The sequence below is a fragment of the Variovorax sp. N23 genome (genome assembly GCF_025486315.1).
Classification (GTDB): domain Bacteria; phylum Pseudomonadota; class Gammaproteobacteria; order Burkholderiales; family Burkholderiaceae_C; genus Variovorax.
In genome coordinates this window covers 109,592-123,342 of record NZ_JAOOPY010000004.1, presented here as the reverse complement: position 1 = coordinate 123,342, position 13,751 = coordinate 109,592, and the positions used below count along the sequence as shown (strand labels likewise).

The 13,751-nt window shown below is 65.5% G+C and carries 22 protein-coding genes and 2 pseudogenes; 11 read left to right on the top strand and 13 right to left on the bottom strand.

Annotated features, from left to right (window positions below):
* Positions 1–56: 56 nt before the first annotated feature.
* The 3 genes and pseudogenes from N8A90_RS07880 to N8A90_RS07875 all read right to left on the bottom strand — a co-directional run bounded on the left by N8A90_RS07880 (position 57) and on the right by N8A90_RS07875 (position 1,124).
* Positions 57–653: a DNA -binding domain-containing protein gene (locus tag N8A90_RS07880; protein ID WP_262074133.1), complete on the bottom strand. Its 597-nt coding sequence runs from the start codon at positions 651–653 to the stop codon at positions 57–59.
* Positions 654–693: 40 nt separating this feature from the next.
* Positions 694–870: pseudogene (locus tag N8A90_RS25460) on the bottom strand (transcriptional regulator domain-containing protein); the annotation flags it as partial.
* Between the two features lie 104 nt (positions 871–974).
* A complete protein-coding gene (locus N8A90_RS07875; RefSeq protein WP_262074132.1) occupies positions 975–1,124 on the bottom strand; it encodes a hypothetical protein in 150 nt (49 codons plus the stop codon).
* A 419-nt stretch (positions 1,125–1,543) separates the two neighbouring features.
* Here N8A90_RS07875 and N8A90_RS07870 point away from each other — a divergent pair, with 419 nt between their 5' ends.
* From N8A90_RS07870 to N8A90_RS07845, 6 genes are all read left to right on the top strand, one after another.
* Positions 1,544–1,810, top strand: a complete 267-nt coding sequence (locus N8A90_RS07870) for a hypothetical protein (protein WP_262074131.1) — start codon at positions 1,544–1,546, stop codon at positions 1,808–1,810.
* Positions 1,811–2,665: 855 nt separating this feature from the next.
* Entirely contained in the window at positions 2,666–2,899 is a 234-nt protein-coding gene (locus N8A90_RS07865; RefSeq protein WP_262074130.1) for a hypothetical protein, read from the top strand.
* A complete protein-coding gene (locus N8A90_RS07860; protein WP_262074129.1) occupies positions 2,896–3,096 on the top strand; it encodes a hypothetical protein in 201 nt (66 codons plus the stop codon). The genes N8A90_RS07865 and N8A90_RS07860 overlap by 4 nt, the downstream gene beginning before the upstream one ends.
* A 13-nt stretch (positions 3,097–3,109) precedes the next feature.
* A complete protein-coding gene (locus N8A90_RS07855; protein ID WP_262074128.1) occupies positions 3,110–3,394 on the top strand; it encodes a hypothetical protein in 285 nt (94 codons plus the stop codon).
* A gap of 9 nt (positions 3,395–3,403) precedes the next feature.
* Entirely contained in the window at positions 3,404–3,658 is a 255-nt protein-coding gene (locus N8A90_RS07850) for a hypothetical protein (protein ID WP_262074127.1), read from the top strand.
* Positions 3,655–3,786 (top strand): hypothetical protein, encoded by a 132-nt coding sequence (locus N8A90_RS07845; protein WP_262074125.1) that lies wholly within the window; start codon positions 3,655–3,657, stop codon positions 3,784–3,786. Before N8A90_RS07850 ends, N8A90_RS07845 begins: the two co-directional genes overlap by 4 nt.
* A 44-nt stretch (positions 3,787–3,830) precedes the next feature.
* Here N8A90_RS07845 and N8A90_RS07840 read toward each other — a convergent pair whose 3' ends face one another.
* Entirely contained in the window at positions 3,831–4,340 is a 510-nt protein-coding gene (locus N8A90_RS07840) for an H-NS family nucleoid-associated regulatory protein (RefSeq protein ID WP_262074124.1), read from the bottom strand.
* Positions 4,341–4,960: 620 nt separating this feature from the next.
* Entirely contained in the window at positions 4,961–5,269 is a 309-nt protein-coding gene (locus N8A90_RS07835; RefSeq protein WP_262074123.1) for a DUF736 domain-containing protein, read from the bottom strand.
* A gap of 709 nt (positions 5,270–5,978) precedes the next feature.
* Between N8A90_RS07835 and N8A90_RS07830 the strand changes: the two genes are divergently transcribed.
* Entirely contained in the window at positions 5,979–6,275 is a 297-nt protein-coding gene (locus tag N8A90_RS07830) for a hypothetical protein (RefSeq protein ID WP_262074121.1), read from the top strand.
* A gap of 61 nt (positions 6,276–6,336) precedes the next feature.
* Here N8A90_RS07830 and radC read toward each other — a convergent pair whose 3' ends face one another.
* Entirely contained in the window at positions 6,337–6,921 is a 585-nt protein-coding gene (gene radC, locus N8A90_RS07825) for a RadC family protein (RefSeq protein ID WP_410087648.1), read from the bottom strand.
* Positions 6,922–7,436: 515 nt separating this feature from the next.
* On the opposite strand from radC, the gene N8A90_RS07820 reads away from it, so the two are divergent.
* Positions 7,437–7,706 carry a type II toxin-antitoxin system prevent-host-death family antitoxin gene (locus N8A90_RS07820; protein ID WP_262074116.1) on the top strand — a complete coding sequence of 90 codons (270 nt, stop codon included), beginning with the start codon at positions 7,437–7,439 and terminating at the stop codon, positions 7,704–7,706.
* 7 nt (positions 7,707–7,713) lie between these two features.
* On the top strand, positions 7,714–8,031 hold the full coding sequence (locus tag N8A90_RS07815) for a CcdB family protein (protein WP_262074114.1): 318 nt from the start codon (positions 7,714–7,716) through the stop codon (positions 8,029–8,031).
* 85 nt (positions 8,032–8,116) lie between these two features.
* Here the strand turns inward: N8A90_RS07815 and N8A90_RS07810 are convergent, their stop codons facing one another.
* The 7 genes and pseudogenes from N8A90_RS07810 to N8A90_RS07785 form a co-directional block, all read right to left on the bottom strand.
* Positions 8,117–8,821: an SDR family NAD(P)-dependent oxidoreductase gene (locus tag N8A90_RS07810; RefSeq protein WP_262074113.1), complete on the bottom strand. Its 705-nt coding sequence runs from the start codon at positions 8,819–8,821 to the stop codon at positions 8,117–8,119.
* A gap of 14 nt (positions 8,822–8,835) precedes the next feature.
* Positions 8,836–9,171 carry a 4a-hydroxytetrahydrobiopterin dehydratase gene (locus N8A90_RS07805; protein ID WP_262074112.1) on the bottom strand — a complete coding sequence of 112 codons (336 nt, stop codon included), beginning with the start codon at positions 9,169–9,171 and terminating at the stop codon, positions 8,836–8,838.
* 142 nt (positions 9,172–9,313) lie between these two features.
* Positions 9,314–9,642: pseudogene (locus N8A90_RS25455) on the bottom strand (IS3 family transposase); the annotation flags it as partial.
* Positions 9,643–9,759: 117 nt separating this feature from the next.
* On the bottom strand, positions 9,760–9,984 hold the full coding sequence (locus N8A90_RS07800; RefSeq protein WP_410087647.1) for an FCD domain-containing protein: 225 nt from the start codon (positions 9,982–9,984) through the stop codon (positions 9,760–9,762).
* Between the two features lie 77 nt (positions 9,985–10,061).
* Positions 10,062–10,292, bottom strand: coding sequence for an FCD domain-containing protein (locus N8A90_RS07795; protein WP_262074111.1), 231 nt, complete (start codon positions 10,290–10,292; stop codon positions 10,062–10,064).
* Positions 10,286–10,624: a FadR/GntR family transcriptional regulator gene (locus N8A90_RS07790; protein WP_262074110.1), complete on the bottom strand. Its 339-nt coding sequence runs from the start codon at positions 10,622–10,624 to the stop codon at positions 10,286–10,288. Before N8A90_RS07790 ends, N8A90_RS07795 begins: the two co-directional genes overlap by 7 nt.
* Before the next feature lie 47 nt (positions 10,625–10,671).
* A complete protein-coding gene (locus tag N8A90_RS07785) occupies positions 10,672–11,814 on the bottom strand; it encodes an MFS transporter (RefSeq protein WP_262074411.1) in 1,143 nt (380 codons plus the stop codon).
* Between the two features lie 200 nt (positions 11,815–12,014).
* Here N8A90_RS07785 and N8A90_RS07780 point away from each other — a divergent pair, with 200 nt between their 5' ends.
* Positions 12,015–12,725 carry a FadR/GntR family transcriptional regulator gene (locus tag N8A90_RS07780; protein ID WP_262074109.1) on the top strand — a complete coding sequence of 237 codons (711 nt, stop codon included), beginning with the start codon at positions 12,015–12,017 and terminating at the stop codon, positions 12,723–12,725.
* A 65-nt stretch (positions 12,726–12,790) separates the two neighbouring features.
* Positions 12,791–13,741 carry a carbohydrate ABC transporter permease gene (locus N8A90_RS07775; RefSeq protein WP_262074108.1) on the top strand — a complete coding sequence of 317 codons (951 nt, stop codon included), beginning with the start codon at positions 12,791–12,793 and terminating at the stop codon, positions 13,739–13,741.
* Positions 13,742–13,751 lie beyond the last annotated feature (10 nt).

Sequence of the window (13,751 nt, the reverse complement as noted above, 5' to 3'; positions counted from 1 at the left end):
TCGCAACCCGATGCAGGCAGTCTCGGGATCGCAGTCCGATTCGAGAAGGGAGATCTTCAGTGCAGCGTTTCGTCTCCAGGCGTGTTCGCTCCCGTGCGTTGGACGCCCGCGAGCGCCAGATAGCCTCCATCCCGATACGCCCGGGCGCGCCGCAGCAGGTGCCGAACCTGCGCGCGCAGCTCACCGTCCGCATGCCATCGCAACACAACGACGCTCAGGCCGAACAGGATCTGCGCAATCTCACGGTGCGACGCTCCGGCCTGCGCGGCATCGAGCGCCTGCAAGGCGCGCAGGTGCAGCAGCGCCGAACGGGTGACGGCGCGCGCGGATGCAGCGGGTGGGGCATGGCCCGCCAGGGCCTGTGCCTGCACATGGAAGTGGGCGATCTGGCCACGCAACTCGGGACCGAACGGAACGGTGCATACATACACAACCCCATCGGCAAGGTCATCGGCCAACGCCATCTGCAAGCGCCGCGTGGCAACATCGGCTGCCACCATCAGCCCAGTGGTGCGGAGCGCGAGGCGCTTGCGGCCCGGCATTCGCCAGAGATCGAAACCGTCCCGCACCGACCGATGCGCTGCCGAGCAGGATGCGTGCGCGGCGCGCACGTGCAGCAGTTCGTGGACTGGGATGTCCCAGAGCGGCTGCACCTCTCGCGCATCGTGATGCGGGTCTTCGGCGCCATCGCAACCCCCAGCGCTCGGAACATGCCGTGCGTCGCCGTGCTACCCATGCAGCCCGGTACTGCCAATGGCGGCGCAGATACTCCCAGGCGAGCCCCGGCCCGTCGAGATCCAGGATGTACAGATACGCCGCAGAGACGCCCCATGGCTCGCGTGGCGGATCGTCGACGTCGTATGCAATCATGAGCAGCCTCCTGCTGATCGCAGGAAACTGTCACAACGCAAATTCGATCGGGTCGCCTTTGCGGCGATGTGACGTCGCGCGAACGACGGCACGGCGGGCTTGCCTCAGTCGTTGAGCGAGCCGTCGCGCAGCGCATCGACCGCGTGAGCTGACAGCGGCTGACGCGCCTTGAACTGCGGATCGGCCGCGATGCGCCGGCCCTCCTGGGCCACGCCGTTCTCGGGCCTGGACAGGCTTACGGTCCTGTGTCGCATCACGTCGAGTCACAAGCAACAAGACAAGTCCATCGATCGTGCGGAGCCTGACGACGGACACAGTCGACGATTCGCCGGGCGCACGCACCTTGCCGTTGGCATGCAACTGACACCCAACCGGGGCGGCCCGCGGCGGGATTCCCACTGGGGGCACTGAGTCAACCCATCGCAACAGCTCGTGCGTTATTCCACAAAGCGAGGAATTTCGGGTCGCGAGGCGCCATTTTCGAGGCAGCGTTGTGAGCAAGGTCCTCGCTTGGAACGAGCGCAAGGTGCACCATGAAGAGCCAGGCCCCGCTTGGTTCTAAACGAAGCGAGCAAACTACATGGGAAGAATTCTGCGAACCTGGACTTTTTGGATTCACTCCCATCTGCGAGAGGAATGCCGTGAGCACCTCGAGGCAACCAAGCTACAGGAAATGAGAGCGGCCCAAGGCAACAAGCGGGCTGCGGCTCTTTTCCGTGATCGCAACGATGGCACCACTGTCGTCGTCGTCATGTCGATCTGGGACTCGATGGACAGCATCCGTGCTTTCAGCGGCGGAGATCCCGAGCAGCCATCCATCGATCCTGCGGACCTTCCAAAAATCTTCGACAGAGATCACAAGGTAGGTCACTACTCGATGTCTGATGCCAACGTCCGCGCCCTGCTTCCTCCCGAATGGCAACAAGACGTCGATCAGTGATCATCGGCTCTGGCCCGCCCACGGGCCCACAGTGAAGCGACAGATTCTCGAAGCAGGAATGCCGTGCCTGATCAAGAAAGATGGCACCAAGCGCCATCACACGCGGACTGCGCATTCCGTCGGTCGCTCGCCCGCTCCAGCTACATGACCGGGTCTTCGTAGCCAAGCGGCGGTCGCCGAATGGGCGAATCATCTATCCGTCAGCACTCGGTCTGGAGGAGACCTCCGCCTGATCATCGGCTGGCCTGCTTCTGACCGTTCGCGCTCCGCGCAGTTGCCCCGAACGCCAACCGCTCAGGCGGCGCGCATCCCGCCACGTCTGACTGCATCACCGGTTTAAGCCACTCTGCGGCAGCTTGGGTAGGTCGCATGGCCCGCAAGTGTCCGTCGTGACTCAGTTCGGTCGCGACGGCCTCCAGTTCCACTGGGTCGACGGTCCGCCAATGCCGCTGCAGCCCATGCGCACAAGCAGCGATCCATTCAGTTTCAGGCATGTCGTCCATGCCACAAGCCTAGCAAAAAGCTGTATATTCGTACAGTCATTTCGATGTTCTGCTTTCCGTGCCAAGACGGCTTGCGTGTGCCCCACGAACAGTGAGGCCCCTTGCTGCTCGGCACGCCTCGGATCACCAGGCCGGCGTGTGGCAAGACCCGATGCCTGGCTTGGCTTCCGATCCCTTGCTGCTGCACGACACGGGCGGACGGCATTTCGATCGTGGGGACCAAGCTGGAGTCCACCAAAGGCGGACACAAGCGCTGGGAGCGCCGGCTGTGCTCGGTGGCGAGGACACGGAGGCGGAATGGGAGCGAACGTGATGACGAGCGCCAATGAGTGATCACCGACAAGGAGCAGTGATGGAAGATGCCATGCAAGTAGACCCTGAGCGTGCTGCCACCCTGCGATGGGTCAAGTCTTTCATGAAGGCATGGGTCCAGATCGACCCCGCGCCTGAAGACGTCGACACACACGCCGTTGCTGCGCTGGCCTGCCACCTGTACTCCCGCAACATGGACTTTGATGCGCGAGTCGTCGCGCAGCGCGAGTGGGAAAAGGACGGCGGCGTGTCCTGCTACGGCGCTCTGTCATGACGCATCCGACCCTTCTACGCATACCCGCCTGGTACAGCAAGACGACGTTCGAAGAGATGCCGTTGCGCCTGCCGCAGGACGCCTATGCGATCACCACCATCGGCGACCGCGTGCGCGTCACCGAGGCAGCCACCGGCGAGCTCGTCTATGCGGGTATCGGACCGGTCGAGATCGTCAAATCACCCACGCCTTTGTGAAAAGGAGATCCTCATGACGTTCACCGCCAAGCTCCGAGAGTTTCCAGGCCTGCCGCCTGACTACATCGCGACAGCCGAGAAGCGTTTCCGCGCCACCCTTGAAAAGGAACTGGGCGACAACGTCGGGCGCGTTCTGAAGGCGTACTCGAGCGCGGCCGAGTCCGGCATCGAAGAAATGAACGAGGACGAACGCGCGCTGGCGAGCGCCTGGCCCAAGGCCTACGAGAAGGCCAAGAGCGCCGGCTTCCGCGACCTGGGAGCGGCTGACGAAGCCTACTTCGAAGTGCGCCTCGGCTAAGGTGGCGCCATGTTTGTGGCACACCTCGAAACCACCACCGGAAAGACGACCATCGGTCTGGTCGACCTGGACCCCGACGACATGGACAGCGCGTTTCATGCGCTTGTTGGCATGTTGAGTCAGTTCAGCGATCCGATCGTCATGACCAATGACCATGTCGAGATCTTCGAAGCGCCGCCCGGCACGGCGGCGAACCTGACCTTCAAACATCTGGGTCCTCGGTCTGCCGAGTTCGCAGATCAGGGGCTTTCGCCACCTCGATGAACGAGAACCTGCTCCTGAAAGTCTTCCAGTGCCCGACGGCTTTCGATGCCGCCGAGCCGGGCCGGATCAAGGCAGAGTTCGAGTGCTTCCTGCTGGTCGAAGAAGGCTCTGTCGACACCACCGCATAGCAAAGCGATTTCGCCGTTGGTGGTGCGTCGCAGGACGCTGTCGGCTAGGCGACGAACTGATCCAGGCTTGCGCCGGCAGCCAGTGCATCCTTGAGCCAACGCGGCTTGGGGCCCATGCCACTCCAGGTGTTGCCGTTCTCGTCCCTGTAGGAAGCCTTGGCTTTCCGTTTCGCCACGGGCTTTGCTGAGTCTGGGGAATGCTTGGATGCCGTGACGCCGGTGGCAAATTCCTCGAGCGTCTTGCCTGCGGCCAGTGCATCGCGAAGCCAGTGGGGCCGAGGACCGCGACCGAGCCACTCGTTGCCTTGACCGTCGGCGTACTTTGCTGACGTTGGCGACTTCTTAGCCTTCGACGCAGCACGCGTGCGGGACACCAGCAACTTACCCTTGGCAGAGCCGGTGCCGAATCCGAGTTGCTCAGCCGTCAGGCCATAGTGTGTGATCGCCACCTTGATACGCCCGACCACACCTTCGACCTCTTGATTGCGAAGCTTCTCGGCCTGGCGCTGTAGCGTTTCGATCTGCTTTTGGATTTGCTTGTAGGTTTGGGTCATTCGTACCATTCTGAAGAATCGGAGGCGCTACTTTAATGCGCGTGCAAATGCGGGGGTTTTCAACACGCTCAACTGCGCAGGTGACTACTGTCTTTGGGGGGCAGACGCAGCTGTCGGGATTGAGGACGGCCGCTGGAGATGGGCCTACACCAATCGCAGGCCTTGATCTCGAGAACGTCGTGCAAACGACGAGGAAACAGCAACCTGCCCTCCCCTTCAGAGACGCCCCACGCAAACGCAAACGCAGTGCGCAGCGGCGAAGGCGCGCAGGCGTCAGCGATCTGCGCCCGCCGGGGTCGAGACGCCGCGAGCGGCTCGATGCGCAGCACGAGCGCGCGGTCCGCATTGCCGGAGATGCACAAACCGGGAATCGGGGAAGTGCGTCCACGCAGAACGCACTGCCACAGATCCGATTCATATTGCCGTGCAGCCAAAAAGAAGGACGTCGTCGGACTCGACGATGCCACGAGGCGCACAAACGGAATGCCCCCTGCGCGTGCATCCGCCATAAGGTGCGCCCGAAAGAAGAAGTCAGGCGCCCGCCGAGACTCGCAACGTCCGGCCCGTCGGCACGAAGAGCACAAGAAGGCACCCCGCCCGCGGGGGGGTGCCGAGCAACCTCAGTCGCCCTTGCTGCGCGACCAGATCAGGCTGTACTCGCCAGGCTCGCCCTCGACCAGGCGAGCATAGAGGGTCGCCGGAAACGACGGATCATCGAGCGTCACCGACAGGTAGGGCCGGTCGGCCTTGCTGATCTTCTTCCACGCCGCGCCGATCTCGAGGCCGTTGCCCGCGACGATGCGGAAGTCCGGGGCGTTCTCGCTCGCCTTGTCGCTGGAGACGATCCTGACCTTGACGTTCAAGGTCAGGGTGCGAACCGTGCCGACGTAGCCGTTGCCCGATGCAGTGAAGTTGCCAATGGTGCTCATGATGAAGTCCTTTCGAGGTTGACCAGGTCCGCGACCATCGCGGCCTTGGCGTGAACCGGACGGCGCGGTGCCGGGCGCGACGCACCCGCATGCAATGAAGGGCCGCAACGCAGTGGAGGACCGGCAGGACCGAGAAATTTGCCTCGCGAGGAAGACCGCAGGTCGGGGAAATTTGTCGGGCAGGCCGCTTGCGGCGAAGAAGCCCGAGGCGCACCGAACGCAGAGAGCGTGTGCCGTGCCCCTGCCAGGATTCACGGCAAATACAAGGCCACGGGCGTGGACCTGTCCTCGCCAGGACGCATGAGCCAGGCCTCCTCCCGCAGCAGGAGCCCTCCCGCACGGATTCGGCCGCGGCCGAAGACCGAGCTGCCCGAACGACGGAGGCACGAGAACGCCCTGCCGCAGAAGCGGCGCACAGGATCGACATCGGCTGCGCAGGATCGGACCGCATGGTCAGAGGTCCTATCGGCGAGCATCCCCGTTGTTCAAGTGGCATGACCGCCAGCATGGGGGACGGCGCCGACTCCCTCCACCCAGCGCAGCATGGTCCAGCGTAGACGCTGACCCGTACGGCCGGCGGTGCCACTGCGAAGGAAAACCCGAGATCGATCGCGCGTCCTGCCAGAAGATCAGGTCGGACAGAACGCGCTCACGCGTCCGCCGAGGGCCTGCGTCATTGACACAGGTACGGTCCTTGCTGGGACAGCGCATGCTCAGTCTCGACCACAAGGCCGCTCTGCTGCGCCGGGCGGGCTTCCCCGTGCCTGCCGCACCGGTGAACTGCACGGCGTGGTCCTCCGCGGCGTGCAACGACACGGGCTCAGCAGGCCCGGCGACGGGCGACGACGCCTGCGACCGGTGGCGCCAATCCATCGATTCCCTCTTCGTGGCGCATTCGATCGCGCGCGCCATGCGCAGCCTGCAGCAGGAGGAACTGCGCTTGCGCGACGCGATGGCGCACTATCTGCCGCAGCAGAGCCGGCCCACTGCGCAAGAGGACCTTTGAGGCTGCGGCGAGGAGGGCCGACTCGCGCGGCCAGCCCCGGGGCTCGCGCCCCCTCACCGCTTCAGAGCAACCCGCGCTGAGCGAACGACAGTGACGCGTTGCCCGCGATGATCAGGTGGTCCAGCACCCGCACGTCGATGAGCGACAGCGTGCTGCGCAGGGTCTCGGTCAGCATCTCGTCGGCGCGCGACGGATCGGTGCTGCCCGATGGATGGTTGTGCGCGAGGATCACCGCCGCCGCGTTGTGGTGCAGCGCCCGCTTGAGGATCTCCCGCGGGTAGACGCTGGTCTGCGTCAGCGTGCCCCGGAAGACGTCCTCCACCACGATGAGCTGGTGCCGCGCATCGAGGAAGACCACCACGAAACTCTCGTACGCCTGCCCCGCGAAATGCAGCTTGAGGAAGTCGGTCACCGCCGCCGGCGAGTCGAACACCGGAGCGCTGGACATCGCCTCGGCCAGGAGCGCCTGCGCCAGGGCCAGCCCGGTCGAGAGTTCCTGGCAGCCCGGCAGCCCGGAATCCCTGGCGAAGGCGGCCAGCCGCTGCAGCGAACGCCCGTGCGCGTCGTAGAGCGGTGCGGCCTGCTCGCCGAGGAAGACCCGCAGACAGCCGAGGATGCGCTGCTGGATCGGCGTGTAGGAAGGCAAGGTGGAAGCGACTGCGGCAGCGGGAGCGGGAGCGGGAGCGGCAGTAACTGCGGGAGTGGTTTTGGACGACATGGCGACCTCCGGGATGAAGACGCAGGGCGGATTGCCTGCGCCACCGAAGGACCTCGCCGCAGCGCAGCGCTCAAGGTCGCCGCAGGCGCGCGGGGACCGCGCCGAGCACGCGTGCGCGCGCAGGGCCTTGAACGCGAGAACGGTGAGGTAGCGTGAGCGCACACAGGCAAGCCCCCCACCCTCTCCTCCCCGGACCCGTGCCCGCTCCTCCTTCGCCGAGTTGCCTGGAAGGCTGCGCAGCAGTCCCCGAAGGGGATGAGCGGCCAGCGACACCTGCAAGGGAACGACCGCCGCAGGCGGGCGGCGCCAAACCACTGCGCCTGCCACATCCACGTGCCAGCAAACACCGGCGCGGGACGGGCCCATTCCGAGCAACAAGAAGTTGCCCGGACTGCAAGCCTGAATGGCTAAAATGGCCATTCCGCACCCACCCGAGTCCGATCATGCAAGTCAGCGCCACGGATGCCAAGAACCGTTTCGGCTACTACCTGGGCCAAGCCGAACGCGAGCCTGTGCAGGTCATGAAGAACGACCGCGTCGCGGTCGTGATGATCTCGGCTGCCCGTTACGCCGAACTCGAAGCACTGGAACAGAAGAAGACGCTTGGCCAACGCAAGCGCGAATTCAACGAAACCTACGCGGAATGGATTGCTGCCCAGAACGGGCTCGTCGAGCGCGTCGGCGTTTTCGGCGAAGACTACCGTCCCTGGTGATCGTGCAATGGCCCAGTTCGATGTCTATGCCAACCCGTCCAAGACCCAGCGTGGCGAGATCCCCTGGATGGTGGACATCCAGAGCGACATCCTCGACAAGCTCCCGACCCGCCTGGTGATACCGCTGGCGCTGCGTGCCCACATGCCGGCGGCGATGCCGCGGTCCCTTTGCCCCAGCATCGGCTGGAACGGAACGACGCTGGTGGCATTGCCGCATCTGGCGGCCCCCTTCCGGGTCAAGGATCTGGGCCCTGTGCACGGCAGCCTGCGACCTCAGGCCAGTGAATTCGTGGCTGCGCTCGACGCGGTGGTCAGCGGAATTTAGGCGCTCCCTGCGCGCTGGCTCGCCAGAGCAACGCTTGGGTATGGGACAGGAATCCAATTGGCGGCATTGGCCGCCGATGATCCGATCAGACCAGGCCGGTGACCGGAAGTGCCACACCGTGAATGGCGCGAGCGCCTTCCCATGCCAGGAACATCACCGCATTGGCAAGTTCACTCGGCGCGACCCACCGCGTCGGATCCGCCTGCGGCATGTCGGCACGATTCTGTGGTGTGTCCAGAATGGTGGGAAGCACGCAGTTGACATTGATCCGGTGCTCGCGCAGTTCCGCCGACATCGATTCGGTCAGTCGGATGAGGGACGCCTTGGAGGCGGCATAGGCCCCCATGCCCGCCCCTCCGCGTAGCGCCGCATAGGCGCCGACATTGACGATGCGACCACCCCCGCCATCGAGCATGGCGGGCACCACCGCGGCCGACATGTGCAGGACGGACCGGACATTGACGTCGAAGAGAAAATCCCAGGTCTCGGGTGTCGTCTCGTGCACAGGGGCGCCCATGCGAAAGCCGCCGGCGAGATTGCACAGGACGTCGATCCGGCCGAAGCGTGCAAGCGCAGCGGCCACCGCATCGGACGCATCGCCAGGGCGTGTGAGATCCGCCTGAATCCCGAGCGGCTGACGCTTCCCGGCGGTCAGGGCGGCGTCGAGGCCATCCCCGTGACGATCCAGGAGAACCAGTTGAGCGCCCCGATCGGAGAACGAGCGGGCGACAGCGCGCCCGAGGTTGCCGGATGCACCTGTGAGCATCACGATCTGGTTGTCGAAATTCATCGGCTCACTTACTTTCAGATGGCTGCCGCGGGACGTCCTGCAGACTCGGCTGGAGCGAAGGCCGCGTACACGCGGTCGATGAGCGCAGACAGCGTGGCATCGTGCGTCGACAAGCCGTGCACGTCATGCGTGGTCAAGACGATCCTCACCCGGTTGTGGACGTTGGACCATTCGGGATGATGGTCCAGCCGCTCGGCGGCCAGAGCGATCTGGGTCATGAAGGCGAAGGCCTCTGCAAAGCCTCCGAACACGAACTCCCGGGTCATCAGCCCTCCTCGATCCGAACTGAATTCCCAACTGGGCGATTGCCCGCGCAAGCGGGCGACTGCTTCGGCATCTAGGCGTCTCATGGCGGTGGATGTTAGAGACGCGCTGCCGCCGCATTCATGCAAAGTAGCGCCGCCAAAGCCGCTCGAACGCAGGATTCCTGCGTCCGATAGATACCAGGCTCGTACGCTGCAGCCATCTGGCTGAAACCAGCCGCGGACGATAAGCGTCTGGCTGCGTCTCAATGGAGCAACTGATGACCAGACCGTCGACGCAGTCGACAATGGGCCAAAGGTCATCTTGGTGACGGGGATCTGGAACTCCGTGGTGTGGGCGAGCCCCCTTCTCATCGGGGTCGCTACCCGAAAGTCGCGATGGATGAGGTTCCAGGGAGCGGGACTGATCCCCAGGATAGGAGCCGTGCCGACCCCGCTTCGATTGGGCCACTACAGGCGCTCCTGCCTCATCGACCGCTGCACAACCTTCTGCGAAAAGGAGACGCGCTGCCTGGCCAGCGATGCCTGCAACCTGCGGTCGCCGTCGCTCTGACGTGACAGGCGCGTGTTGAGCCGCGCAACCAGATCGCGCTGAATATGAGCGGATTCGTCCGTCCGCGGATCACCCAACAAAGTCGCAGATGAACACGAGCCGACGCTCCTGCAGCGCTGCTGCTAGAAGATGCGCAATGCCGACACCACGCGGCGGCGTTCTCGACCGTTGATCAGGTGAATGCGCATTGCAGCACGCGCGGCGTCCACGTCCTGAGTCCGGATGGCTTCGACGATCCGGGCATGTTCTCGCAGCACTTCGCTCCCCCAACGGCGAGGTTCAGGCCCGGCACTCCCCGCCTCGATCAGCGACGACGATACGCAGTGCGGCCCAAAGGCTTCGAGCACAGCCGCGAAATGCGGGCTGTGGGCCGCCCACGCAATGCCAAGGTGGAACTGGAAGTCGGCCGGCGCCGTGTCGACACCTATTCCAATGCCTCCCGGAAAAGCCGAAGCGATGTGTCGAGAGCGGCCAGGTTGTCAGACGTACGCCGCTGAGCAGCCAGCGCCGCCGCTTCAGACTCGAGGCCGGCGCGCAGTTCCAGCATGGTCAGCGCCTCCGCCAAGCTGTCGTCCGGCCCCGTGTCGGGTGCGAAGGGCTTGGCACGGGTGGCACCGACCACGAAGGCGCCGACGCCTTGCCGCGTCTTTACCATGCCTGCCGCCTGCCGCCCAGGCGCGACAGCGCTTCGCGAACGACCGTCCGGCTGACACCGAACTCCTTTTTCAAAGCCGCCTCCGTGGGCAGCCTGTCGCCGGTATGCAGCGGGCCCAGTCGCATTCGACGACCGAGTTCGTCGACCAGCGACAGCGCGAGCGAGCCACGCGCCGACCGTGCCCTGGTACCGCCGGCGATCGGCATGTCGTCGTCCGGGTCGTCCGGGTGGTTCCGGTCTTCCCCCACACCGAGGTTTTGCTTCACACACCGCGCGGGGCGCATCACGCTGACGGTGGTCCAGGGCGCGTACGTGACGGCGGGCGCGGCCATCGCCAAGATCGACTGACGGAAGGGGCGGGCGCGACGGTGCGCCCGTGTCATGACGTGCCGGCCCGCGTCGGCGCCGGTACCACGGCGATCACGGTGACGATCGCCAGCAGCACGGCGGCCAGCGCGTAGATCAGCGTCGGTGACCAGACCGGCAGCACTAGGCCGGCTACCAGCGGGCCGACGCCGGCGCCGATGTCGCGCCACAGGGAGCGGGCGACCAGCGCCTCGACCCGGTCGGGTCCGGGGAAGCGTCGCGCCACGATCACCGGCAGCAGTGGCAGTTGCAGCGCGCGCAGCGCCAGAATGGCCAGCGCGCCGGCCACCAGCCAGCCGGCACCAAATGCCAGCAGCGCGAGCGCCGTGCTCAGGCTCAGCATGAGCAGCATGCGTTCGGCGCCCCAGCGGCTGGCGGCATGGCCGCCGGCCGGGCTCAGCAGAATCTCGGTGAGGTAGCGCGAGGCCATCAGCATCGCGGCCGCATACAGTGGCGACTCGATGCCCGACGACTTGGCCAGGTACGTGAGTCCGATCAGGAAGAGCCCATCGAGCACCATGCCTTCGACGAACGCCCACGCGTCGAGGCCGGTCGGCATCCCGAAGCGACGAATCTTCGGCACCTCGACACGCGGTACAAGCACGGGCAGGGCACGGCTTGCGAACAGGCCGCACAGCGCGGCCAGCGCCGCCATGACGAAAATCGCGCGCGGACCCCATTCGAGCGTGACCCAGGCGCCCAGCGGCAACGCCACCATCGGCCCGAGCGCGGCCAATGCGCGCGAGATGCCGGCGCGGCGTGGCGCGCCGTCGATCTCGGCCACGGCCAGTGCCTGGTTGGACAGGTTGAACGCGCCGTAGCACAGCCCCCAGACGAGCCGTGCGCCGATCAGCAGCCAGAAGCCCGACAGCGTCGCGTAGGCGATGCAGCAACAGGCCGCGGCGATCAGTGCCCAGGTCAGCGTGGGGCGGTCGCCGCGCTCCGCATAGAACTTCGCGACCCGGCCGTAGCCCGCGATGCGGACCAGCCGGTTCGCGGCCAGCAGCACGCCGACTTGCGTCAGGCTGAGCCCGAAGTCGGATGCATACAGCGGCAGCAGCAGGTAAAGCAGGCTGTCGCCGGGAGCGCCGGCGGTCATCGCCAGGGCTGACAGCGCGGAATTCCGGTTCGCGCTCTGGAGCGACGCTTCCTTCATGGTGCGCACGGTGCACCGCCATGGATCACTAGCGTCACCAAGGACGGGATAAGGGGTGCCCACCGAATTGGTAAGGCCAATAGAAGCTTCATGGTCAGGCCACTTTACCGGGTTTACCCGCAAATTGTGGCTGGATTCTTGCTAAGTGAGGGATGAGTGCCTGATTCCGAGAGAATTGGTAAGACCAAAACGAGGACATCTTGATCGACCACCTGAAGCAAGTGGACAGCCGGCGGCTGTACCAACGGATCGCAGACCAGATCCGCGCGCTGATTGAAAGCGGCAGCTATCCCGCGGGTGCCCGTCTGCCGCCGGAGCGCGACCTCGCCGTCCAGCTCGGCGTCTCTCGGCCGTCGGTGCGCGAGGCGCTGATCGCGCTCGAACTCGACGGCAGCGTCGAGGTCCGCATGGGCGCGGGCGTCTACGTGTGCAACCTGCCCGCCACCAGCAAGCAGCCGGTGCCTGCGATGGGCGAGAGCCCGATCGAGCTGATGCAGGCGCGCGTGGTGCTCGAGGGCTCGGTGGTCATGATGGCGTGCGCCCGTTGCACGCCCGATGCGCTGGCCGCCTTGCGCGAATCGCTCGACGGCATGCGCAATGCGATCGCCGAAGGCAGCTCGCCGCTGCAACACGACCGCCAGTTTCACCTGGGCATCGCTGCGATGTCGGGCAACACGGTGCTGACGCGGCTGATCGGCGAGCTCTTCGACGAGCGCCACAGCCCCATTTCGTCGCGGCTCAGCGGGCGCGCCGAAACCCCGCAGACTTGGAGCGAGGCGGTCGACGAGCACGAGGCGATCCTCCGCGCGCTCGAGGGCCGCGATGTGATGGGCGCCCACACCGCCATGTGCCGTCACCTCGGTGCGTCGCAGCACCGCTGGACCGAGCCCAGCCGGAAGGAGTGGTCTTGAGCGCCCCTCGCCGGCGCGACGCCGGCAATCGCCCCTTCAGAACACAGCAGGAGTTCGATTTGTCAATGAGTGATTCCCAGCCGCTGGACGGCGTTGCCGCGCGAGCGTCGGTACCTGGCCGCAGCAGCCTTGCGCGCACCCGGACCTGGGCCCGCGAGCGCAGCCAGTTCATCACGCTGATGCTGATTCCGCCGATCGTGCTGCTGGTCGGGCTGATCGCCATGCCCTTCGTCATCGGGCTCGGGCTGAGCTTCACCGACTACATGCTGTCGAACCCGCCCGCGCGATTCAACGGCTTCGGCAACTACCTCGAGATGTTCAAGTCGGGCGAGTTCTGGGCGGCGCTCAGGCTCACGATGCTCTTCACCGTCATAGCCGTGGCGGTGCAGACCGCGCTCGGCGTCGCCCTGGCGGTGCTGCTGCACGAGGAAACGCGCCACGTGCCGCTGCTGCGCATGCTCTACCTGCTGCCGATGGCGGTGACGCCGGTCGCCGCGACCTTCACCTTCCGCATGATGTTCAACCCCAGCCTGGGCGTCCTCAATTACCTGTTGGCGCTGTTCGGGCTGCCGCCGCAGGACTGGCTGGGCAACGGCACGATGGCGCTGGTCTCGTTGATCCTGGTCGACACCTGGCAGCACACGCCCTTCATCCTGCTGATCGTCGGCGGCGGACTTGCGTCGCTGCCGGCCGAGCCCTTCGAGGCCGCCAAGATCGACGGCGCGACGGCCTGGCAGACCTTCACGCGGATCACGCTCCCGCTGCTCAAGCCTTTTCTGGCGATCGCGATCCTGTTCCGCTCGATCGACGCCTTCAAGACCTTCGACATCATCTTCGTGCTGACCGCCGGCGGCCCGGGCACGTCGACCACCACGCTCAACGTCTACGCCTACAAGCAAGCTATCGAATTCGTCTCGCTCGGCTACGGCGCTGCGGTGGCGATCGTGATGATGCTGATCGTGACCATCGCCGCGCTGGTGTTCCTGCGGCGTTCGCGCCTCATGACGGTGGCCTGAGGGCGGGAGA